At 70.0% G+C, this 20,319-nt stretch carries 23 protein-coding genes; 14 read left to right on the top strand and 9 right to left on the bottom strand.

Annotation, left to right across the window (positions count from 1 at the left end; all coding sequences use genetic code 11):
- Positions 1 to 3 precede the first annotated feature (3 nt).
- A complete protein-coding gene (locus ACFWX1_RS06840) occupies positions 4 to 492 on the bottom strand; it encodes a MarR family winged helix-turn-helix transcriptional regulator (protein ID WP_378323152.1) in 489 nt (162 codons plus the stop codon).
- A gap of 149 nt (positions 493 to 641) precedes the next feature.
- Here ACFWX1_RS06840 and ACFWX1_RS06835 point away from each other — a divergent pair, with 149 nt between their 5' ends.
- A complete protein-coding gene (locus ACFWX1_RS06835) occupies positions 642 to 1,226 on the top strand; it encodes an ArsR/SmtB family transcription factor (protein WP_378384614.1) in 585 nt (194 codons plus the stop codon).
- Entirely contained in the window at positions 1,223 to 2,515 is a 1,293-nt protein-coding gene (locus ACFWX1_RS06830) for an MFS transporter (RefSeq protein ID WP_378384613.1), read from the top strand. Before ACFWX1_RS06835 ends, ACFWX1_RS06830 begins: the two co-directional genes overlap by 4 nt.
- On the opposite strand, the gene ACFWX1_RS06825 is transcribed toward ACFWX1_RS06830, so the two are convergent.
- The gene (locus ACFWX1_RS06825; protein ID WP_378384611.1) at positions 2,409 to 3,080 is read right to left on the bottom strand and encodes a class I SAM-dependent DNA methyltransferase; all 672 of its coding nucleotides are present in this window, start codon (positions 3,078 to 3,080) and stop codon (positions 2,409 to 2,411) included. The two genes, ACFWX1_RS06830 and ACFWX1_RS06825, sit on opposite strands and share 107 nt — an antisense overlap.
- A 103-nt stretch (positions 3,081 to 3,183) precedes the next feature.
- Here ACFWX1_RS06825 and ACFWX1_RS06820 point away from each other — a divergent pair, with 103 nt between their 5' ends.
- Complete coding sequence (locus ACFWX1_RS06820) at positions 3,184 to 4,017, top strand: metallophosphoesterase family protein (protein ID WP_378384609.1); 834 nt, start codon at positions 3,184 to 3,186, stop codon at positions 4,015 to 4,017.
- 16 nt (positions 4,018 to 4,033) lie between these two features.
- On the opposite strand, the gene ACFWX1_RS06815 is transcribed toward ACFWX1_RS06820, so the two are convergent.
- The gene (locus ACFWX1_RS06815; protein WP_378384607.1) at positions 4,034 to 4,954 is read right to left on the bottom strand and encodes a PAC2 family protein; all 921 of its coding nucleotides are present in this window, start codon (positions 4,952 to 4,954) and stop codon (positions 4,034 to 4,036) included.
- Between the two features lie 39 nt (positions 4,955 to 4,993).
- Between ACFWX1_RS06815 and metH the strand changes: the two genes are divergently transcribed.
- Entirely contained in the window at positions 4,994 to 8,560 is a 3,567-nt protein-coding gene (gene metH, locus ACFWX1_RS06810) for a methionine synthase (protein ID WP_378384605.1), read from the top strand.
- A 17-nt stretch (positions 8,561 to 8,577) separates the two neighbouring features.
- Positions 8,578 to 9,258, top strand: coding sequence for an HAD family hydrolase (locus ACFWX1_RS06805; protein WP_378384603.1), 681 nt, complete (start codon positions 8,578 to 8,580; stop codon positions 9,256 to 9,258).
- Between the two features lie 22 nt (positions 9,259 to 9,280).
- Here ACFWX1_RS06805 and ACFWX1_RS06800 read toward each other — a convergent pair whose 3' ends face one another.
- Positions 9,281 to 10,231, bottom strand: coding sequence for an SDR family NAD(P)-dependent oxidoreductase (locus ACFWX1_RS06800; RefSeq protein WP_378384601.1), 951 nt, complete (start codon positions 10,229 to 10,231; stop codon positions 9,281 to 9,283).
- A gap of 342 nt (positions 10,232 to 10,573) precedes the next feature.
- On the opposite strand from ACFWX1_RS06800, the gene ACFWX1_RS06795 reads away from it, so the two are divergent.
- The 6 genes from ACFWX1_RS06795 (at position 10,574) to ACFWX1_RS06770 (ending at position 14,674) form a co-directional block, all read left to right on the top strand.
- Positions 10,574 to 11,101 (top strand): DUF6879 family protein, encoded by a 528-nt coding sequence (locus ACFWX1_RS06795; RefSeq protein ID WP_378384791.1) that lies wholly within the window; start codon positions 10,574 to 10,576, stop codon positions 11,099 to 11,101.
- Complete coding sequence (locus ACFWX1_RS06790; RefSeq protein ID WP_378384599.1) at positions 11,098 to 11,946, top strand: helix-turn-helix domain-containing protein; 849 nt, start codon at positions 11,098 to 11,100, stop codon at positions 11,944 to 11,946. The genes ACFWX1_RS06795 and ACFWX1_RS06790 overlap by 4 nt, the downstream gene beginning before the upstream one ends.
- Positions 11,947 to 12,089: 143 nt before the next feature.
- Positions 12,090 to 12,296 carry a hypothetical protein gene (locus tag ACFWX1_RS06785; RefSeq protein WP_378384597.1) on the top strand — a complete coding sequence of 69 codons (207 nt, stop codon included), beginning with the start codon at positions 12,090 to 12,092 and terminating at the stop codon, positions 12,294 to 12,296.
- A gap of 38 nt (positions 12,297 to 12,334) precedes the next feature.
- Entirely contained in the window at positions 12,335 to 12,658 is a 324-nt protein-coding gene (locus tag ACFWX1_RS06780) for a hypothetical protein (protein ID WP_378384595.1), read from the top strand.
- A 32-nt stretch (positions 12,659 to 12,690) separates the two neighbouring features.
- On the top strand, positions 12,691 to 14,157 hold the full coding sequence (locus tag ACFWX1_RS06775; RefSeq protein ID WP_378384593.1) for an AlkA N-terminal domain-containing protein: 1,467 nt from the start codon (positions 12,691 to 12,693) through the stop codon (positions 14,155 to 14,157).
- Between the two features lie 25 nt (positions 14,158 to 14,182).
- Positions 14,183 to 14,674 carry a methylated-DNA--[protein]-cysteine S-methyltransferase gene (locus ACFWX1_RS06770; RefSeq protein ID WP_378384591.1) on the top strand — a complete coding sequence of 164 codons (492 nt, stop codon included), beginning with the start codon at positions 14,183 to 14,185 and terminating at the stop codon, positions 14,672 to 14,674.
- A gap of 11 nt (positions 14,675 to 14,685) precedes the next feature.
- Here ACFWX1_RS06770 and ACFWX1_RS06765 read toward each other — a convergent pair whose 3' ends face one another.
- Entirely contained in the window at positions 14,686 to 15,273 is a 588-nt protein-coding gene (locus ACFWX1_RS06765) for a dihydrofolate reductase family protein (RefSeq protein ID WP_378384589.1), read from the bottom strand.
- A gap of 202 nt (positions 15,274 to 15,475) precedes the next feature.
- On the opposite strand from ACFWX1_RS06765, the gene ACFWX1_RS06760 reads away from it, so the two are divergent.
- Entirely contained in the window at positions 15,476 to 15,739 is a 264-nt protein-coding gene (locus ACFWX1_RS06760) for a phosphoribosyl-ATP diphosphatase (protein ID WP_013226745.1), read from the top strand.
- A gap of 33 nt (positions 15,740 to 15,772) precedes the next feature.
- Positions 15,773 to 16,618, top strand: a complete 846-nt coding sequence (gene hisG, locus ACFWX1_RS06755) for an ATP phosphoribosyltransferase (RefSeq protein WP_378384587.1) — start codon at positions 15,773 to 15,775, stop codon at positions 16,616 to 16,618.
- A gap of 10 nt (positions 16,619 to 16,628) precedes the next feature.
- Here hisG and ACFWX1_RS06750 read toward each other — a convergent pair whose 3' ends face one another.
- The gene (locus tag ACFWX1_RS06750; RefSeq protein ID WP_378384585.1) at positions 16,629 to 17,000 is read right to left on the bottom strand and encodes a hypothetical protein; all 372 of its coding nucleotides are present in this window, start codon (positions 16,998 to 17,000) and stop codon (positions 16,629 to 16,631) included.
- Positions 17,001 to 17,102: 102 nt separating this feature from the next.
- On the opposite strand from ACFWX1_RS06750, the gene ACFWX1_RS06745 reads away from it, so the two are divergent.
- The gene (locus tag ACFWX1_RS06745) at positions 17,103 to 17,552 is read left to right on the top strand and encodes a MarR family transcriptional regulator (protein ID WP_378384583.1); all 450 of its coding nucleotides are present in this window, start codon (positions 17,103 to 17,105) and stop codon (positions 17,550 to 17,552) included.
- Here the strand turns inward: ACFWX1_RS06745 and ACFWX1_RS06740 are convergent.
- From ACFWX1_RS06740 to ACFWX1_RS06730, 3 genes are all read right to left on the bottom strand, one after another.
- Positions 17,549 to 18,481, bottom strand: a complete 933-nt coding sequence (locus ACFWX1_RS06740) for a ParA family protein (RefSeq protein ID WP_378384581.1) — start codon at positions 18,479 to 18,481, stop codon at positions 17,549 to 17,551. The two genes, ACFWX1_RS06745 and ACFWX1_RS06740, sit on opposite strands and share 4 nt — an antisense overlap.
- A gap of 64 nt (positions 18,482 to 18,545) precedes the next feature.
- Positions 18,546 to 19,343 carry a thioesterase family protein gene (locus ACFWX1_RS06735; protein WP_378384579.1) on the bottom strand — a complete coding sequence of 266 codons (798 nt, stop codon included), beginning with the start codon at positions 19,341 to 19,343 and terminating at the stop codon, positions 18,546 to 18,548.
- A 5-nt stretch (positions 19,344 to 19,348) separates the two neighbouring features.
- Positions 19,349 to 20,275, bottom strand: a complete 927-nt coding sequence (locus tag ACFWX1_RS06730; RefSeq protein WP_378384577.1) for a RecB family exonuclease — start codon at positions 20,273 to 20,275, stop codon at positions 19,349 to 19,351.
- Between the last annotated feature and the right edge of the window lie 44 nt (positions 20,276 to 20,319).

The raw sequence follows: 20,319 nt of genomic DNA, 5'->3' as shown, positions 1-20,319 counted from the left end.
TAGTCAACTCGGTATGACGCGGGTCACGTGGCCGGGTGATTCCCGCAGCCGCGTCGTCTCGCGTTCGGCGATCGCCCGGCCGTCGGCAAGGAACCCGAGCAGGGCGGTGAGCTGGCGGCGGTCGAAGCCGCCGAGCCGGTCGCCGAAGAACCGGGCCAGCGGTGCGTACAGCTCGGCGAGTTCGGCAAGGCGGTCGGGGAGTGGCCGCACGGCGAGCCGGCGCCGGTCGGCCGGATCCGGGACGCGTTCGACGAGCCGGGCGCGCTCCATGCGGTCGAGCATCCGGGTGAAGGCACCGGTGGTCATGCCGAGCAGGCCCGCGAGCTCGGTCGGGGAATCCGACACGCCGCCGCTGACCAGGTGCAGGCAGTGCAGCTCGGTGGCGGTCACCCCGAGGCGCTCGGCGACGGCGGCGTGGAACCGCACGGTGGAGCTGAGGAAGTGGGGAAGCGCCAGCGCGGCGGCTGTCGCGAGTTCTCGCTGGTCGGGCACGTCGGCGTCCAAAGCAGTAGCGAACGGAGGCAGTCGCTGCCCTGTGCAGTGACTGACACGGCAAGGATATCGGAAGCCGTTGACACCTCGCAGATCGGCTGCAACTCTGAAAGGATAATTTCGAAAGAAGCCTTTCAGATGGGGGATCGATGACTCGGCTGCCACCGCGCAAGCGGATCGAGGACGTGGAGCTGATGCGGGCGCTGGCCCATCCGTTGCGCTCCGCGGTCCTGGATCACCTGATGGCCGTCGGCCCGCGCACGGCGAGCGAATGCGCGGCCGCGGTCGGGTCGACGGCGTCGAACTGCAGCTGGCACCTCCGGCAGCTCGCGCAGTACGGCCTGGTGGAGCGGGCCGAGGCCGAGGACGGCCGCGAACGTCCCTGGCAGGCCTGCCAGGTGGGTCTCGATCTGGGCGATCTGGACGACCCGGCCTCACGGCGGGCCCGGCTCGCGGTCGTCGGCACGGCGCTCGCGCGAGAGCAGGAGCTGACCCGGCGATTCCTGGACACCGTGGACGAGCTGGAGCCGGCGTGGCGGGACGCGAGCGGCCTCAGCACCTACGCGCTGCGGGTGACCCCGGCCGAGCTGGCCCGGCTGACGGACGCGATCGACGCGCTGGTCCGGCCGTACGTGGGAGCGATCAGAACGGACGCTCCGGAGGACGCGCGCCCGGTGCACGTCGGCCTGCGAGCCTTCCCGCGGATCGCGCCGGACGGGCGGCCGGACGCGTGAGGGGGCCGCTGGGGGAGCCGGGTTTCGGGCGGTTGTGGGTGGCGGCGTTCTTCGCCGAAAGCGCCGAGTGGATGCTCCAGGTCGCCCTGCCGGTCCATCTGTTCCGCACCACCGGTTCGGCGACGTCGACGGCGTTGAGCATCGTGCTCGGCATGCTGCCGATGGTGCTGCTGAGCCCGCTCGCGGGAGTGGTCGCGGATCGGTGGGACCGGCGGCTGGTCATGTGCGCGGTGTCCGTGGGCCAGGCACTCGTGGTGCTGCCGCTGCTGTCGTTGTCCGGGGCAGCGGTCGTGTACGTCGTCATGGCGGCGCAAGCGGGACTGGCCGCGGCGTTCGAACCGGCGCGCAGCGCGCTGGTGCCGCAGCTCGTCGGCGTCGGCGAGGTCACCGCGGCGAACGGCCTGATGAGCGTCAACGGGAACGTCGCACGGCTGGCCGGAGGCTGGCTCGGCGGTGCGCTGCTCGGCGCGTCCGGTCTCGGCGCGGTGGTGACCGGGTACGTCGCCGCGCTCGCGCTGGCGGTGATTCTCCTGCTCAAACCGTTCGGCCGTAAGGAAAATACCCCAGGCGCCGCGGTGCCCGAGCCGATGCTCCGGGCCTGGCTGGACGGTCTGCGGGAGGTGGCCCGGCACAGGCGGCTCCGCCCGGTCGGCGCAGCGGTGGTGCTCGGGTCGGTGGCCCAGGGCATGTTCCTGGTGCTCTTCGTGGTCTATGTGCTCGACACCCTGGGCGGCAGCGAAGCCGACGCCGGTCTGCTGCGCGGTGTCCAGGCGATCGGGGGCTTGACGGCCGGACTCGCGCTGGCGACGATCGCCCGCCGGATCGCGCCCGTCGCGTTACTGGGCTGGGGTGCGCTGGCCATGGGCGTGCTGTCCGCAGTGATCTGGAACCTCGCGGCCGTGACGACGGCGATCGGGGTGTATGCGGGGCTGTTCATGGCCGTGGGCGCACCGGCGGTCCTGGTCGGCGCCGGGCAGCTCGCCGAGGTCCAGAGCGTCGTCCCGCCGGAGCGGGCGGGTCGCGTGCTCAGCACGGTGTTCGCGGTGGTTTCCGCGGGCTTGTCGGCGGGCGCGCTGCTCACGGGCGCGTTGATCCCGGTGGTCGGCTCGGCGGCTTTGCTCGACGCCCAAGCGGGTCTCTACCTTCTGGCGGGCCTGATCGTGCTCGTCGCGCACCGGACTTCTAGGCGGAGGTGGGAATATCGTCCGGCGCTCCTCGGAGGCGGGCGAAAAGCAGGGCTTGCGGGACGTCCTCGTCCGGGTCGAGCAGCAGCTGGGCTTCGACGGTGAATCCGGCGTCACGCAGCCAGTCCGCCACCTGCTCGGGCTGCCGGTGGTGGACCTGGACCTTCATGGGATGCCCGCCGTAGCCCGTGGTTTTCAGCCGGACCTCGTGCCCGACGTGAAAGCCGATGAGCAGCGCCCCGTCGCGGCGCAGCACCCGCCGGAAATGCCCGAAAACCGACGGCACCACGCTGTCGGGCAGGTGGATCAGCGACCACCAGGCGAGGAGACCGGCGACCGAACCGTCGGCGAGATCCAGGTCGGTCATCGACCCGACCGCGAACCGGAGACCGGGATGGTCACGCCGGGCCACCTCGATCATCGCGGGGGAGAGGTCGATGCCGAAGGCGTCGAGGCCCAGCCCGGCCAGGTGGGCGGTGACGTGCCCCGGCCCGCAGCCCACATCCGCCACCTGTCCGTCCCCGGCCGCCCGCACGGCGTCGGCGAACAAGGCCAGCGCCGCCCGCAAGTACGGCGCGCCGTCGACAACGCCACGGAGTTGATCGGCGTAACTGACAGCGACCGTGTCGTAAGACGTGCGAGTGTCCGCCAGCCAGTCTTCCGCGTCCATGGCCGACACCCTAGGGCTCGGCAGGACCGCGTTCGCGGGTTTTCGGTGTGTGCGATTCGTCGTTCACCGTCGCGTCCGGCGCCGGGATGGTTACCGTGGTGGAGTGCCACATCTCTTCGCCACCAGCGACCTCCACGTGACCCATGAGGGCAACGCCCCGATCGTCGACGACGTCGTCCCGGAATCCCCGGACGACTGGTTGCTGGTCGCGGGGGACGTCGCGGAACGGGCCGAGTCGGTCATCGAGACGTTGCGGGTGCTGCGCGAGCGGTTCGCGAAGGTGATCTGGACGCCGGGGAACCACGAGCTGTGGACCACCGGCAAGGACGAATGCCAGCTGCGTGGCCAGGCGCGGTACGAGCACCTGGTCGAGCGCTGCCGGGCGATCGACGTGCTCACGCCGGAGGACGAGTTCCCGGTGTGGCCGCACGCGGCGCGCCCGCTGACGATCGCTCCGCTGTTCGTGCTCTACGACTACAGCTGGCGCACGCCCGCCGCCGAGGGCAAGCCGCTGGAGGTCGCGTTGCAGCAGGCCCGCGACGCCGGGGTGGTCTGCACGGACGAGTACTTCCTCCACCCCGACCCCTACCCGACGCGCCAGGCCTGGTGCGCGGACAGGCTCAAGACCAGCATCGAGCGGCTCGACGCGATCCCGGCCGAGCACGGCACGATCCTCATGTCGCACTGGCCGCTGCACCGGCACCCGACGGCGCCGCTCTACTGGCCCGAGTTCGCGCTGTGGTGCGGGACGACCCGGACCGAGGACTGGCATCTGCGCTACCGCGCGGAGGTCGCCGTCTACGGGCACCTGCACATCCCGCGCACGACCGAGGCGGACGGCGTCCGGTTCGAGGAGGTGTCGCTCGGCTATCCGCGCGAGTGGCGCAAGCGGGCCCGTGGCCCGGTCCCGCTGCGCCGCATCCTCTGGCCGTCCTGACGCCCGGCGGTACCGCTCAGCGCAGGCCGGGGCCGTCCTGTCCCGGCCTGCGGCGGCGCAGGTAGCGCTCGAACTCGGCGGCGATCTTGTCGCCGCTCACGTCTTCCAGCGTGAATTCGCTTTCCGCGTCGCCGCGTTCCTCCAGGCCGCGGACGTACTCGCTGATCTCCTCGTCCTCGTCGGCCATCTCGGTGACCGTGCGCTGCCACTCCTCGGACTGCTCCGGGAGCGCGCCGAGCGGGATCTCGACGTCGAGGACGTCCTCGAGCTTGCGCAGCAGCGCGAGGGTGGCCTTCGGCGACGGCGGGTGCGAGACGTAGTGCGGGACCGCGGCCCAGATGGACACCGCCGGGATGCCCGCCTGGACGCAGTAGTCCTGCAGGACCCCGGTGATGCCGACCGGGCCCTGGTAGTTGTTCAGGTCGAGGTGGAACAGGGACGCGGTCTCCTTGTCGTACGCGGTCCCGGTGACCGGCACGGGCCGGGTGTGCGCGGTGTCGGCGAGCAGCGCGCCGAGGGTGACGACGACGGCGACGTCGAGCTGCTGGATGTGCTCGAGCAGCTCGGCGCAGAACGCCCGCCAGCGCATGTTCGGCTCGGGCCCCTGTACCAGGATGACGTCGCGGTCGAGCCCGTCCGGACGGCACACCGACAGGCGCGTGGTCGGCCAGTCGATCCGCCGGGTGACCCCGTCCACCATGCGGACGGTGGGCCTGCTGACCTGGTAGTCGTAGTAGTCGTCGGGGCTCAGCTCGGCCAGCGCGGTGGCGTCCCAGTTGAGCTGCAGGTGCTCGACCGCCCTGCTGGCCGCGTCGCCCGCGTCGTTCCAGCCTTCGAAGGCGACGACCATCAGGGGGCGGTTCTCTTCGGCGCGATCGTGCTCCGGGGCGCTGCCCGGTTCACCGGATCGCTGGGTTTCGTCGACGGGCTCACTCACTTGACCAGCCTACGACGCTGCCGCCGTACGCTGTTCAGCATGTCCGATCGCCTCACCTCGCCGTTACTCGACGCGCTCCGCACCCGGGTCCTGGTAGCCGATGGTGCGATGGGGACCGCGCTGCAGGCGCACGACCTCGGCCTGGACGATTTCGCAGGTCTGGAGGGGTGCAACGAGATACTGAATATCACCCGTCCGGATGTAGTCCGCGGTATCCATCGGGGGTATCTGACGGCCGGCGCGGACCTCGTCGAGACGAACACGTTCGGTGCCAACTACGCGAACCTGGCCGAATACGACATCCCCGAGCGGATCTTCGAACTCGCCGAGGCCGGAGCCCGCCTGGCCCGCGAGGTGGCCGACGAGTTCTCGACGCCGGAGCGGCCACGGTTCGTCCTCGGCTCCGTCGGCCCCGGCACGAAGCTGCCGACACTGGGGCACGCCCCCTTCACCACTCTGCGTGACGCCTACGTCGAGGAGGTCCGCGGTCTGGTGGCGGGCGGCGCGGACGCGGTCATCGTCGAGACCACCCAGGACATCCTCCAGACGAAGGCCTCGATCATCGCGGCGCACCGCGCGATGGCCGCCGAGGGCAGGCGTATCCCGATCATCGCCTCGATCACCGTGGAGACGACCGGGACGATGCTGCTCGGCACCGAGGTCAACGCCGCGCTCGCCGCGCTGGAGCCGATGGGCATCGACCTGATCGGGCTCAACTGCGCGACCGGGCCCGCCGAGATGAGCGAGCACCTGCGGCAGCTGTCCAAGCACGCGCGGGTACCGCTGTCGGTCATGCCGAACGCCGGACTGCCCGAGCTGGGGCCGGACGGCGCCGTCTACCCGCTGAGCCCGGAAGGCCTGGCCGAGGCGCTGACCGGGTTCGTCGAGGAATTCGGCGTCGGGCTGGTCGGCGGCTGCTGCGGTACCACCGACGAGCACATCCGGCAGCTCGCTGCGGCGGTCGCCGGGCTGCGGCCCGCCGAGCGCCGTCCGCGCCCGGAGCCCGGCGTGTCGTCGCTGTACCAGGCCGTGCCGTTCCAGCAGGACGCCAGCGTGCTGATGATCGGCGAGCGGACCAACGCCAACGGCTCCAAGGCCTTCCGCCAGGCCATGCTCGACGGCCGCTTTGAGGACTGCGTCGAGATCGCCCGCGACCAGACCCGCGACGGCGCGCACCTGCTCGACCTGTGCGTCGACTACGTCGGCCGGGACGGCGAGGCCGACATGGCGGAGCTGGCCGGACGGCTCGCGACGGCGTCGACGCTGCCGATCATGCTCGACTCCACCGAGGTCGGAGTGCTGCGCGCCGGTCTGGAGCGCCTCGGCGGCCGGTGCGCGATCAACTCGGTGAACTACGAGGACGGCGACGGGCCCGAGTCGCGCTTCCAGAAGGTCATGGCGATGGCCAGGGAGTTCGGCGCCGCGGTGGTCGCGCTGACCATCGACGAGGAGGGCCAGGCCCGCACCGCGGACAAGAAGGTCGAGATCGCCGCGCGGCTGATCGAGGACATGACCGGCAACTGGGGCCTGCGGCAGAGCGACATCATCATCGACACCCTGACCTTCACGATCTGCACCGGCCAGGAGGAGTCGCGCAAGGACGCGATCGAGACGATCGAGGCGATCCGCGAACTGAAGCGGCGCTACCCGGACGTGCAGACCACGCTGGGGCTGTCGAACGTCTCCTTCGGGCTCAACCCGGCCGCCCGCCAGGTGCTGAACTCGGTGTTCCTGCACGAATGCGTCCAGGCGGGCCTCGACACCGCGATCGTGCACGCGTCGAAGATCCTGCCGATGGCGCGTATCCCGGACGAGCAGCGTGCGGTCGCGCTCGACCTGGTCTACGACCGCCGCCGGGACGGCTACGACCCGTTGCAGGCGCTGATGGCGTTGTTCGAGGGCGTCAGCACGGCGTCGTCGAAGGCCTCCCGCGCGGAGGAGCTGGCCGCGTTGCCGCTGTTCGAGCGGCTGGAACGGCGGATCGTCGACGGCGAGCGCAACGGGCTGGACGCCGATCTCGACGAGGCGCTGACGCAGCGGCCCGCGCTGGAGATCATCAACGACACGCTACTGGCCGGGATGAAGACCGTCGGCGAGCTGTTCGGCTCCGGCCAGATGCAGCTGCCGTTCGTGCTCCAGTCGGCCGAGGTGATGAAGGCGGCGGTCGCGCACCTCGAACCGCACATGGAGAAGGACGACGACAGCGGCAAGGGCCGCATCGTCCTGGCGACCGTACGCGGCGACGTGCACGACATCGGCAAGAACCTCGTCGACATCATCCTGTCCAACAACGGGTACGAGGTCGTCAACCTCGGGATCAAGCAGCCGATCACCACGATCCTCGACGCGGCGGAGGAGACCGGCGCCGACGCGATCGGCATGTCCGGGCTGCTGGTGAAGTCGACGGTGATCATGAAGGAGAACCTCGAGGAGATGAACTCCCGCGGCGTCTCCGCCCGCTGGCCCGTGCTGCTCGGCGGTGCCGCGCTCACCCGCTCGTATGTCGAGAACGATCTGACCGAGCTGTACCTCGGCGACGTCCGCTACGCCAGGGACGCCTTCGAAGGGCTGCGGCTGATGGACGCGATCATGGCCGCCAAACGCGGCGAGACGCCGATCGTGGACGCGGAGGCCGAGAAGAAGCGGCAGGAGCGCAAGGAACGCCGGGAGCGCTCGCTGCGGATCGCCGAGGCCCGCAAGGCGAAGCAGGCCGAGCAGGAGGCACTCGAAGAGCCGCCGTCGGCACGCTCCGACGTCGCCACCGACGTTCCGCTCCCGACGCCGCCGTTCTGGGGCACCCGCGTGGTCAAGGGCGTCGCGCTGGCCGACTACGCGGCGATGCTCGACGAGCGCGCGACGTTCATGGGGCAGTGGGGGCTCAAGGGCGCCCGCGGCGGCGCGGGGCCGACCTACGAGGAACTGGTCGAGACCGAGGGCAGGCCGCGGCTGCGGTACTGGCTGGACAAGCTGACCGCGGACGGCGTCCTCGCGCACGCCGCGGTGGTCTACGGCTACTTCCCGTGTGTGGCCGAGGGCGACGACGTCGTGGTGCTGACCGAGCCCCGCCCGGACGCGCCGGAGCGGACGCGCTTCACCTTCCCGCGCCAGCGCCGGGACCGGCGGCTGTGCCTGGCGGACTTCTACCGGCCTCGGGAACGGGCGCTGGAGGAGGGCGTGGTCGACGTCGTGCCGTTCACGCTGTGCACGATGGGCCAGCCGATCGCCGACTACGCCAACGAGCTGTTCGCCGGCAACAACTACCGCGACTACCTCGAGGTGCACGGGCTCGGCGTGCAGCTCACCGAGGCGCTGGCGGAATACTGGCACTGCCGGATCCGGCAGGAGTTGCGCTTCGCGAGCGGCACTGCGGTGGCCGAGGAGGATCCCGACGACGTCGAGGAGTTCTTCAAGCTCGGTTACCGGGGCGCCCGGTTCTCCCTCGGGTACGGGGCGTGCCCGGACCTGGAGGACCGTGCGAAGATCGTGGAGCTGCTGGAGCCGGGACGGATCGGCGTCAAGCTTTCCGAGGAGTTCCAGCTGCACCCGGAGCAGTCGACCGACGCGATCGTCTGTCACCACCCGGAAGCGAAGTATTTCAACACCTGACCCGCGAAGGGGGACCCGTGGCCTCACCGTCCACATCGGACGGACTCGCCGCCGTGTTGTGGGACATGGACGGCACGCTCGTCGATTCGGAAAAACTGTGGGACGTCGCACTCTACGAGGCGGCCGAATGGCTGGGCGGCACGCTCTCGGAAGAGCGGCGGATGACCCTCGTCGGGTCCAATATGGACGCCACCTCGACGTGCCTGCTCGAAGTGACCGGGAACACGGTGACACCGGAGAAGGTCGCGGAGACCAACGAGTGGATCCGCCGCCGCACCTCCGGGCTCTTCGACGACGCGCTGCCCTGGCGTCCTGGCGCGCGGGAGGCACTGGCGGAGCTGCGTTCCGCGGGGGTCCCGATGGCGCTGGTCACCTCGACCGAGCGCGAGCTGACCGATCTGGCGCTGAACACCATCGGCCGCGAGTTCTTCGAGGCCACGGTCTGCGGGGACGAGGTCGACGGGCTGAACAAACCGCACCCCCGGCCCTATCTCAAGGCGGCCGGGCTGCTCGGGGTGCCCCCGGAGCGGTGCGTGGCGGTGGAGGACTCGCCGCCGGGCACGGCGTCGGCGGCCGCCGCGGGCTGCACCGTGCTCGTCGTGCCCAACGACGTCGAGGTCGAGGCGGGGGAGCGGCGGGTGTTCCGCGATTCCCTGGTCGGCTTGGACACGGCGACGCTCGCCGCGCTGCTTCCCTGAGCTCCCTGAGCCGCGGGCAGGGTCAGGCGAAGGCGTTCACCCCGGTGAGTTCGGCGGAGTAGTCCCACAGCCGCGCGGCCTGCTCCGGGTCGATCGCGTAGTCGCGGACCCCGACCCGGGCGCTGTCGGCAGGGGCGGGCTCGGCGATGTCGCAGTCTTCGCAGTAGACGCCGCCCATCCCGGCCAGCTGCGGCGCGGTCGCGGCCCAGACCTGGGTCGCGGCCCCCTGCTGCGGCGTTTTGGTCTCGCCGATGACATTGCCGTCGGTGTCCCGGACGCCCAGCTCGATCAGTTCCTCCCGGGTCAGGAACCGCACGAGGTTGGTGTCGATCCGGCCGGGGTGCAGGGCGAAGGCGCGAACATCCCGGTCGCGGGCGAGTTCGTCGAGGCGGACGGCGAACAGCACGTTGGCCGTTTTCGCCTGGCCGTAGGCCTGCCACTTGTCGTAACCGTGTCCGAAGTGGACGTCGTCCCAGCGGATGCCGGAGAAATGGTGCCCCCGCGAGGAAACCGAGACGACGCGACCGCCAGGGGCGATCGCGGCCCACAGCCGGTTGACGAGCGCGAAATGGCCGAGGTGGTTGATCGCGAACTGGGCTTCCCAGCCGGGCCCGACCCGGGTCTCCGGGTTCGCCATGATCGCGGCGCTGGTGATCAGGATGTCGATGGTCCGCCCGGTGGCGAGGAACCGGTCGGCGAAGGCGCGGACGCCGTCGAGGTCGGCGAGATCGAGGTCGTCGACCTCCACGTCGGCGATGCCGGTAAGCGCTTCCACCGCGATGGTGCGTCGCCTCGCGGGAACGACGACGCGGGCGCCGGCGGCCGCCAGTACCCGGGTGGTTTCGAGGCCGATTCCGGAGTAGCCCCCGGTGACGACGGCGAGCTTGCCGGACAGGCCGGCACCCGCGAGGACCTCGGCCGCGGTACTGGTGGCGCCGAAACCGGAGCCGATCTTGCGCTGGGGAGTGGGCATGCCTCCGACGCTAGGAGCTGGAGCGCGCTCCAGCGCAAGGTCACCCGATCGGGTAGGTCATCCGGCCCGTCACTCGATCGTTGACTTGCCCCGGTCTAGTCCCACTCTTAGGCTTTTAAGTTGAGACTAGACCTTGGGAGGGTCCATGGCGCTGCGTCGGCTGGCAGGACAGTGCGATGATCGCAACACTTGTCCGGGTGTATGGGAGGACGACCAGAGCATGGAGGAGGTGATCATCGTCGGTGTCGATATGCATCCGTCGCCGGTTCCTCTTGGCCCGGGAGAACGAGCAGTTCGGATCAGTCGGAGCTTGGTTCGGGGAGCGGATTTGGGGCGGTGACGATGAACCTCGATGAGCTTGGCGAGATCATGGACCGGTCGACTAGGTCCGCGTTTCGGCTGGAGACGCTGCCTCAATATCTGGTACCTGGCGAGAAAGCGGCCTTGGCAAAATGGCGCGCTGGAGAGCCTCGAACGTTGCGAACACCCGAGAACACACCGTGGCTGGCCGAGGTTCAGGAGCGGGCGGCACAAGGCTATCGCCGGTACCGGGTGCACATTCTCGACTGGCCGCTTTCGGATTACGTCCGTTTCGAGATCAGCAGCTATCTGGAGACCGACGTCTTCGGGATCGAGACCTATCTCGTCGATCGTCATGAGCACGAAGAGCTACAGGATCTCCATGAAGATTTCTGGCTCATGGACGACGAAATCGCGGTCCGGATGGTCTACGACGATGAAGGCCACTTCCTGCATCCTGAACGAACCGATGATGTCGGTCCTTATCTGAAGATGCGCGATACTGCTTTGCGACATGCGGTGCCGCTGAACGACTATCTTGCCGCCAGGGATGTCAAGCTCACTATATGAACTACGCTGAAACCGATCGTGACCGCCTTGCGTCGGCGTTGCTGGCGTTGCGCAAGGCGGCCGGTCTCAGTACCACCGAGCTCGCCCGGCGCCTCGGCTGCTCGCAGTCGAAGATCTCCAAGACCGAGCGGGGCCGGACGCTGCCGGATGCGGACTTCGTGACCGAATGGGCGAACGCCACCGGAGCGGACGCGGATGTCCGGCAAGAGCTGGTGTCCATCGCGCGGCAAGCCGGGTATGAGGCGGTCGAGCTTAAGCGTGATCTGGCTCCTGGTCGCCGCCGGAAGCAGGAAGAGATCGGTCGACTCGAATCATCGGCCTCCGTGGTCAGGGTGTTTGCTCCGGCACTCGTGGTGGGGCTGGCTCAGTCCCGCGCGTATGTCGAGGCGGTGTTCCGACTCGGGCGGGACAGCGGCGTGGCGGAAAACCTCGACGAGATCGTACAGGAACGGCTGAATCGTCAAGCCGTTCTCGATGACGAAGCCAAGCGATTCGAACTGCTTGTGTCGGAGTTCGCTCTTCGTCGACAGCTCGTATCCGAAGACGAGATGCGATCGCAGCTGAAGAAACTCGTAGAGCTCTCGCGGCGATCGAATGTAAGCTTCGGTGTAATTCCTTTCGCGGCTGACGAACAGGTTCATCAGTACCACGGTTTCAGTATTCTGGGCGATCCTACGATCGACGATGAGGCCCTGGTGCTTGTCACAACGGTGACGAGAACTCTGAGAATTCGGGCGCCCACTGAGGTCGCGGACTACATCACGCATTTCGACGCGTTGAGATCCGGTGCGTTGGTGGATGCGGACTTCCGCGCGTATGTGGAGGACGTGATCGCCGCTACGTGAGACTCCTGCCGAAGCCGGTTGCAGCTGGTTTCGGCGGCGACTGAAGCAAGAAGGACCCCGGCGGTTGCAGCCGCCGAGGTCCGGTGTCAAAACCCAACGGTTCGCAGAAGGGCTTCGTCATGCCCAGCTTAGGACAGCGTGAAGTGACCATACAAATCGCCGGGCTGACCGACCCGGCGCGCGGCGACAAGGTGTTCGAAAGTCCGCAGCCGCTCGTCGACATCATCGTGGCGGGCAGCAGCGCTGTGTGGGACGACGAGATGCTGCGGCGGCCGGCGGCCGAGTGGTTGGCGCGCCGCGGGCTCGCGACGTCGGCTTCATGCCAGCATTGCGGCGGCGTGGCCCGGTGAGGGATGCGGAACGAGCGGCACTCCACGAATTTCCCGAGTTGCGGGGACTGATCGACCTGCGGGACGCCGGGTGGGCGTTCTTCCCGACGCTGGTGGACGGTCAAGTCGTTCAGGTGCGGGGTGTCCGTCCTTGGCCGCAGGGCTGGGCCGATGCGATCGCGGTGAGGTACACGACCGACGCGTACGCGCTCCGGTGCGACAGTGTGGGTGGAGTCGTGTGGCGGCGGGAAGGCACCTTGCGTGATGTGGTCGACGGGCTGCTGGAGTTGCCCTCGCCGTTGGAGCGAGGCGCGCCGCGGCTCGTCAAGGTGACGATGAGCGGCCTTTCGGCGCCCTTCACGTACATGTCGCATTTTCGCTAGCCCGCTCGTCGTGGGTCCGCGATGCTGGGCGGGTGCATGAAGACTTCGAGCGGTGTGTGCGGGCGGTCCAGGCGAAGGACGCGCGGTTCGACGGATGGTTCTACACCGCCGTCACGACGACGCGGATCTACTGCCGTCCGAGCTGCCCGGTCGTGCCCCCGAAGCCGGAGAACATGCGCTTCTACCCGAGCGCGGCCGCGGCGCAGCAGGCCGGATTCCGTGCCTGCAAACGGTGCCGGCCCGACGCCAGCCCCGGCTCTCCACAGTGGAACGAACGCGCCGATCTCGTCGCGAGGGCGATGCGCCTGATCGCGGACGGGGTCGTCGACACCGACGGCGTCGGCGGGCTGGCGGCGCGCCTCGGCTACAGCGTCCGGCAGATCGAGCGGCAGTTGATGGCCGAACTCGGCGCGGGGCCACTGGCATTGGCCAGGGCGCAGCGCGCCCAGACCGCGCGGATGCTCATCGAGACGACAAAACTGCCGATGGCCGAACTCGCGCTCGCGGCAGGCTTCGGCAGCATCCGGACGTTCAACGACACCGTCCGCGAAGTGTTCGCGCTGTCCCCGACGGAGTTGCGCGGGCGAGCCCGCGGCCGGACGGAACAGTCGGCGGGCACGCTCGCCCTGCGCCTGCCCTACCGGGCCCCGCTGTTCCCGGACAACCTGTTCGGCCATCTGGTCGCCACCGCGGTGCCCGGCGTCGAGGAGTGGCGTGACGGCGCGTATCGCCGCACACTCCGGCTGCCGCACGGGCACGGTGTCGTCGCCCTCCGCCCGGACGACGGCTTCATCGGCTGCCGCCTCACCCTGACCGACCTGCGGGACCTCGCGACCGCGATCAGCCGCTGCCGCCGCCTGCTCGACCTTGACGCCGACCCGGTCGCGGTCGACGATCAGCTCGCGAAGGACCCGGTGCTCGCCGCGCTCGTGGCGGCCGCGCCCGGCCGCCGCGTCCCGCGGACCACCGACGGCGACGAGTTCGCCGTCCGGGCCGTGCTGGGCCAGCAGGTGTCGACGGCGGCGGCCCGCACGCACGCGTCCCGGCTCGTCGTCGCGCACGGCACGCCCATCGACGATCCCGAGGGTGGGCTCACCCACCTGTTCCCCGACGCCGAGGCGTTCGCGGACCTCGACCCGGCGACGCTCGCGATGCCGAAGAGTCGTCGCCGCACCCTGCTCGCCCTGATCGACGCGCTGACCTTCGGCGAACTCGACCTCGGCGCCGGAAGCGACTGGGGAAAGGCGAGGGCTGTGCTGTCGGCCCTGCCCGGATTTGGCCCGTGGACGGTCGAAAGCATCGCGATGCGGTCGCTCGGCGATCCCGACGCGTTCCTCCCGACCGACCTCGGCGTGAAGAACGCGGGCGTCGCGCTCGGGCTCGGCAGCCCGGCGGCGATGACCACGCACGCCGAGTCGTGGCGTCCCTGGCGGGCGTATGCCACCCAGCATCTGTGGGCGACCGGCGATCACCCGATCAACCACCTGCCCGCCGCCTGACTTTCTTATCCAGCAAGGAGAATCCATGCGTTCCCACACCGTGGTCGACAGCCCGTGCGGCCCGCTGACCCTCGTCGCCGAGGGCGACGCGCTCTGCGGGCTCTACATGGAGCGGCAGCGGCATCGCCCCGACGAGACCACCTTCGGCCGGAGCGAACCCGGCGCCGAGATCTTCGATCGCGCCGAGGCCGAGCTGAAGGAGTACTTCGCGGGACAGCGCCACGAATTCACCCTCCCGCTGAGCTTCGGCGGGACCCCGTTCCAACGGCTGGTCTGGACCGCGCTGTGCGACATCCCGTACGGCGAGACCCGGTCCTACGGCCAGCTCGCCGACCTGCTCGGCAAGCCTTCGGCGTCGCGCGCGGTCGGCCTCGCGAACGGGAAGAACCCGATCGGGATCATCGTCCCGTGCCATCGGGTCGTGGGCGCGAACGGCTCGCTCACCGGCTACGGCGGCGGGCTGGACCGGAAGCGCTACCTGCTCGACTTCGAGCAGGAACACGGCACGCTGTTCTGAACCGCGCGGGCTCACCGGACGACGTCGTATCGCAGATGGGTGACGCCTGATCCCTCGACGACTTGGGGCGCGCCGAGCCGGACCGGGGCGTTCGCCAGTTCGCCGAAGAGCGGGACGCCCTTGCCGAGCAGCACCGGAACCAGGTCGACGCCGATCGTGTCGAGCAGCCCGGCTTCGAGGCACTGTCGTGCCATCGTCCCGCCGTTGACGCCGACCCAGCCGTCCCCGGCCAGCGCCCTGGCACGCTCGACCGCACTCGCCACCCCGTCGGTGACGAACGTGAACGGCGTGTCGTCCCAGCCCTCCGGCACCCGGTGCGTGACCACCACGACGGGGCGGCCGATCGGATGCGACCCGCCCCAGCCGCGGGTGAAGTCGAACAGCCGCCGTCCGACGACGATGGCGCCGGTGCTGTCCCACTGCTCGCGCAGGTACTCGGCATCGACCGCGGACATCCGCAAGGTGTGCCCGGGATCGGCGGTCGGGACCTCGACGTCGCCGCTGCCCAGCCAGCGGAAGAGATGTTCGAAGCCGGTCTCGTCCGGCCCCGCGATGAAGCCGTCCAACGACATGCTCGCGCCCGCGATCACCTTGGTCATCGGCCTGTCCCTTCGGGTTCGGCGAGCCCGTCGCCCACCTTCTGCCTGGAGGACGGAGCCGGTCCCGCCCGTTCGACGTCGGTCGGCCGGCGGGCGGATCCGGATCGAAATCGCCCGGCCGTGGTCCGGCGGTGTGACATCGGCGGCACGCGGACGGCCCGGAGGGGCGGGCCCGGGACGGGGATGGAAGGATCTGCAGACCGTGAAGACCTTCGATGAGCTGTTCGCCGAGCTTGCCGAGCGCGCGCGTACCCGTCCCGACGGTTCCGGCACCGTCGTCGCACTCGACGCGGGTGTCCACGCGCAGGGCAAGAAGGTTCTCGAGGAGGCGGGCGAGGTGTGGATCGCCGCCGAGCACGAGTCCGACGAGCGCCTCGCCGAGGAGATCTCCCAGCTGCTGTACCGGGTGCAGGTGCTCATGCTCGGCCGGGGCCTCTCGACCGAGGACGTTTACCGCTACCTGTGACGCCTTCGCGCGCCGAATCCGAGGAGAAGCGAAATGCTGCGTGTTGCCGTGCCGAACAAGGGAGCCCTCGCCGCCGCCGCGGCCGAGATGCTCAGCGAGGCGGGCTACCGCAAGCGGCATGAGGCGCGTGACCTGACGGTGCTCGACACGGTGAACGAGGTCGAGTTCTTCTTCCTGCGCCCCAAGGACATCGCGATCTACGTCGGCTCCGGCGAACTCGACCTCGGCATCACCGGCCGGGATCTCGCCCTGGACTCCGGCGCTCCCGTCGAGGAGATCCTCGGGCTGGGCTTCGGCGGGTCGACCTTCCGCTACGCCGCCCCGGCCGGACGCGACTGGAAACCCGAGGACCTGCAAGGGAAGCGGCTCGCGACGTCCTACCCGCGCCTGGTCCGCGAGGATCTCAAGCGGCACGGTGTGGAGGCGGAGGTCATCCGGCTCGACGGCGCGGTCGAGATCTCGATCCAGCTCGGGGTGGCCGACGCGATCGCCGACGTCGTCGAATCGGGGCGTTCGCTGCGCCAGCACAACCTCGTCGCGTTCGGTGACCCGATCTGTGTGTCCGAGGCCGTGCTGTTGCAGCGCAAGGGCGCGGCCGAGGCGAAGGCGAAGTCACAGCTGGCCGCGCGGCTGCAGGGCGTGGTGTTCGCCCAGCACTACATGATGCTGGACTACGACTGCCCGCGATCCCTGCTGGAGCGCGCCATCGCGATCACCCCCGGCCTGGAGTCGCCGACCGTCGCGCCGCTCGCCGACGCGGACTGGGTCGCGGTGCGCGCGATGGTGCCGCGCAAGGAGGTCAACCGGATCATGGACGAGCTGGCCGAGGCCGGCGCGAAGGCCGTGCTGGCCTCGGACATCCGCTCCTGCCGGCTGTGAGCCCGGCGCCTCAGCGGCAGAGCTGAGGCGAGATCGGCACCGTCCTGTCCTGGAAGGCGGCGACACAGAGCCGCTCGGTGACCTGTTCGGGGAAGAACAGCACCCCGTCCCGCCACGGCACCCCCGGCTGGACGAGGTGGTTGGCGTCCCACGCCGAGTAGTGGGACTCCGTCTGGCCGAGCCAGTGCCACCAGTGCTGCAGCCGGATCGTGACCGGATGTGCCGCGGAGCAGGTGACGGTCCACTCCGGCCGCGTGGTCACGGTGGCGGTGCAGTCGGCGGTCACCGGCGCCGCCGTGGCCGCGTCCGGGACGGTGATCGTCAGGCACGCCAGCGCGGCAGCGGCAGCGACTGTCCACTTTGTTCTGTTTGACGGATTCATCTCGCCAGTGTGCGGCCTCGGCGGGCGCTCGGGCACCGCTGGACGGAGCCGTTCGCCTGCGCGCTTGACCTCCACCAACCTGGAGCTTTCAGGATGGTGGACATGAAGAACTACACGCGGGACCAGCTGGCCGCTCAGCCGATCGGGTACTGGAGCGGTGCGGCGTACCGGGCCGTGGTCGGCCGGATTCGCGCCGAACTGGCGAAGGAGAAGCTGACCCAGCCGCACTGGTGGACGCTCAACCACGTCGCGGGCGACCCCGGCGGCTGGAACCGGGAGCGGCTGACCGCGCGGCTTTCCCCGTTCGACGACCAGGACACCGACTTCGCGGCGGTGTTCGACGATCTCGCCGGCCGAGGCTGGCTCGCCGAGGAAGCCGGAGCGCTGACGCTCACGGAGGCGGGACATGCCGGCCTCGCGCGGGCCCGGGAGCACACCGCCGAGGCCCACGTCCGGACGCATCTCGGCATCACCACCGACGAGTACGTCGCGGCACTGAACGTGCTGCGCCGGATGATCGAGAATCTCGGCGGCGACTCGGACCTGCCCTAGCGGGGGCGCGGGGGCTTCTTCGGCATGAGGTCGTAGAGCTTCTTCCTGGCGCCGTTGTCGTTGTGGTTGCGGGCAACGGCGACCTCGGAGATGAAGTCCTCGAAGACGAACTCCTCCGCCGCGGGCTCGATCGGGCCGGGGTTCTGCGCGAGATAACCGTCCAGCGTCTCGGCGATTTCCCGGAACGACACCGCCTGCAGGGTTTCCGGCGCGTACGTCGTCACCGGGACGCCGTTGGCGGCGGCCTCGTTCATCACCACACCGAGCGGGACGTGCGAGAGCATCGGGATGCCGAAGTTGTACATCTCCTGCAGCGCCGCCGCGGCGTAGTGCGAGATCGGCCGCCGGTACAGCCCGGGAACCAGGCCGTACCAGGCGATCGGCTGCCGTCCGACGGTCTGTTCGACGTAGCGGACCTGGTCACCGAGCAAGCGCAGCGCGCGGATGCTGGTCTTGTCCGGCTGCACCGGCACCAGGATCCCGTGCGACGCGGCGAGCGCGTTGTTGGTCAGCACGTCGAGCGCGGGCGGGCAGTCGATGATGATGTGGTCGTAGTTCGCGAACTGGATGACCCTGGCCAGCTGCCAGCCGGGCACCCGGAACTGGTCCAGCCGCCGGATGAGGTCGAACATCCCCGGCGAGGTCGGGATGACGTCGAACGCGCCGCCGCGGCCGAGGTTGCTCCGCGGGTGCGCGACGACGAGTTCCTCCAGCGGGCCCTTCCACAGCTTGGTGAGCGCCTTGGCCAGGCTCGGCGCGTCCACCGGGACCTCGGACAGGCCGAGCATCTCGGTGGTGGCATGCCCCTGCGGATCCAGGTCGATGAGCAGCACCCGGCGGCCCCGCTCCGCCAGCGCGGCCGCGGCGCCGACGCTCAGCGAGGTCTTGCCGACCCCGCCCTTCTGGTTGACCACCGAGGTGATCTGCATGCCGGAGCGCTCCCTTGTCCCGTCGTTCCGCGAAGGTTATTGGATCCCGTGCCTTCGCGCCCAGCTATCCGCCCCCGGCCTGTCGCGGCCGGACCAGCAGGGCCTGCGCGCCGGTGGCGACCGGACCGGCGCCGTCGTGCAGCGTACTCGTGGCGGTACCGACCCCGTGGGGACCGACGACGGTGGCCGCGTCCAGCCCGATCCATTCGCCCGCCGGCGGGCGGCGCACGTGCACGGTGAGCTCGGAGTTGATGAACCACCAGCGGTCCAGCGGCAGGAAGTTCGACACGCCGTTGCCGGAGTCGGCCACCGCGAACAGACGCTGCAGTGCGCTCGGCTCCTCGCCGTCGACGAGCGGGAGCCGTTGCCGCACCCACACCGCGGCCGGGCCGGGCTCGGTCGCCCCGCCCCGGATCGTGCGCCACTCCATCGCCTCGAGATAGCCGCCCTGCCAGCCCGGCGGCCACGGTGCCTCTTCGCACTCCTCCGGCGGCGGGAGCGGGGCGACGTCGCCGGTGGCGACCGCGGCGGTGTCCGACGTCGCGATCCGCCACGCCGATGCCCGCGCGATCACCTTGTCCCCGGTGGTGAGTTCCGCGCCCAGCAGTTCGACGGAACGGCCGGGCCGGTCGAGCCACGACCGCACGGACAGCTCCGCCGCCACCGGCGCCGGGCCGAGGATCTCGACGGTGGCCCTGGCGAGCAGCCCGGGATGCGGGCCCGTTTCGGCTGCTTCGAGCGCGCGCACGAGCAACGCCGAAGGCGGGCCGAAGTGCTGGGAATCCGGTGACCACGGCCCCGCGGTGTGCGGGGTGGCCAGCAGCCGCCCGTCGGGCAGCGGGAGGTAGAACGCGTCCGCCATCGCTGTCAGTCCGCCCTGTCCAGCGCGGTCTCCTCGCCGGCGTCCGGCTCCGGCCAGCCGGGGTAGGGCGGCGGTGTCCCGCCGTACTCCGGGCAGTGCGCCTGGTGATCGCACCAGCCGCACAGCTTGCTCGGGTTCGGCCGGAAGTCCCCGGTCTTGCCCGCCTTGAGAATGGCCTGCCAGATGGCCTCCAGGGTCCGTTCGAACCGCACCAGCTCGGCCTCGTCCGGTGTGTAGGCCAGCGACTGGCCGTCGGTGAGGTACATCAGCTTGAGCTGACGGGGCACGACGCCGCGCAGCCGCCACAGCACGACCGCGTAGAACTTCATCTGGAACATGGCCTTGGCTTCGCCGATCTCGCGCGGCGCCGCCCCGGTCTTGTAGTCGACCACCCGGATCTCGCCGGTGGGAGCGACGTCGACCCGGTCGATGTAGCCCCGCAGCAGCACACCGGACCCCAGCTCGATCTCGACGTGCAGCTCGCACGCCTCGGGTTCCAGCCGACGCGGGTCTTCGAGGCCGAAGTACGCGTCGATGAGCTTCTCGGCCGAGGCGAGCCAGTCCGACGTCTCCTCGGCGTCCTCGCCCTCGAACAGCTCCGTCCACTCCGGACGGTCGGCGGACAGCTCGGTCCAGGCCGGTTCGAGCAGTTCCTTCGCCCGCGGGGCCACCCGGTCCGCGGCGGGCAGCGCGAAGAGCCGTTCCAGCACCGAATGCACGAGCGTGCCCCGCAGCTGGGCCTTGCTGGGCACCTCCGGCAGCCGGTCGACCGCGCGGAACCGGTAGAGCAGCGGACATTGCTTGAAGTCGCTCGCCCGGGACGGGGACAGCGCGGGCCGTCTGCGCGGCCGGGTGGCGGCGGTGCCGTCATCGTTCGATGCCGCCGCCGCGGAGGTGAGCACGTCAGTTGTGACCGTCTCGGTGTCGGGCATGGGCAGAGCGTAGCGCCGGGCACCGACAGTCTCGCCGCGCGAAA

The sequence above is a fragment of the Amycolatopsis sp. NPDC059021 genome (assembly GCF_042739895.1).
Classification (GTDB): Bacteria; Actinomycetota; Actinomycetes; order Mycobacteriales; family Pseudonocardiaceae; genus Amycolatopsis.
This window is presented reverse-complemented; position numbering and strand designations above follow the sequence as displayed.

What these genes read in the sequence shown, in the direction of transcription:
- ACFWX1_RS06770 (WP_378384591.1), top strand. Translation starts at nt 14,183, where the DNA reads ATGCGTTCCCACACCGTGGTCGACAGCCCGTGCGGCCCGCTGACCCTC.
- ACFWX1_RS06835 (WP_378384614.1), top strand. Translation starts at nt 642, where the DNA reads ATGACTCGGCTGCCACCGCGCAAGCGGATCGAGGACGTGGAGCTGATG.
- hisG (WP_378384587.1), top strand. Translation starts at nt 15,773, where the DNA reads ATGCTGCGTGTTGCCGTGCCGAACAAGGGAGCCCTCGCCGCCGCCGCG.
- ACFWX1_RS06740 (WP_378384581.1), bottom strand. Translation starts at nt 18,481, where the DNA reads ATGCAGATCACCTCGGTGGTCAACCAGAAGGGCGGGGTCGGCAAGACC.
- ACFWX1_RS06765 (WP_378384589.1), bottom strand. Translation starts at nt 15,273, where the DNA reads ATGACCAAGGTGATCGCGGGCGCGAGCATGTCGTTGGACGGCTTCATC.
- metH (WP_378384605.1), top strand. Translation starts at nt 4,994, where the DNA reads ATGTCCGATCGCCTCACCTCGCCGTTACTCGACGCGCTCCGCACCCGG.
- ACFWX1_RS06745 (WP_378384583.1), top strand. Translation starts at nt 17,103, where the DNA reads ATGAAGAACTACACGCGGGACCAGCTGGCCGCTCAGCCGATCGGGTAC.
- ACFWX1_RS06735 (WP_378384579.1), bottom strand. Translation starts at nt 19,343, where the DNA reads ATGGCGGACGCGTTCTACCTCCCGCTGCCCGACGGGCGGCTGCTGGCC.
- ACFWX1_RS06730 (WP_378384577.1), bottom strand. Translation starts at nt 20,275, where the DNA reads ATGCCCGACACCGAGACGGTCACAACTGACGTGCTCACCTCCGCGGCG.
- ACFWX1_RS06795 (WP_378384791.1), top strand. Translation starts at nt 10,574, where the DNA reads ATGAACCTCGATGAGCTTGGCGAGATCATGGACCGGTCGACTAGGTCC.
- ACFWX1_RS06800 (WP_378384601.1), bottom strand. Translation starts at nt 10,231, where the DNA reads ATGCCCACTCCCCAGCGCAAGATCGGCTCCGGTTTCGGCGCCACCAGT.
- ACFWX1_RS06750 (WP_378384585.1), bottom strand. Translation starts at nt 17,000, where the DNA reads ATGAATCCGTCAAACAGAACAAAGTGGACAGTCGCTGCCGCTGCCGCG.
- ACFWX1_RS06790 (WP_378384599.1), top strand. Translation starts at nt 11,098, where the DNA reads ATGAACTACGCTGAAACCGATCGTGACCGCCTTGCGTCGGCGTTGCTG.
- ACFWX1_RS06825 (WP_378384611.1), bottom strand. Translation starts at nt 3,080, where the DNA reads ATGGACGCGGAAGACTGGCTGGCGGACACTCGCACGTCTTACGACACG.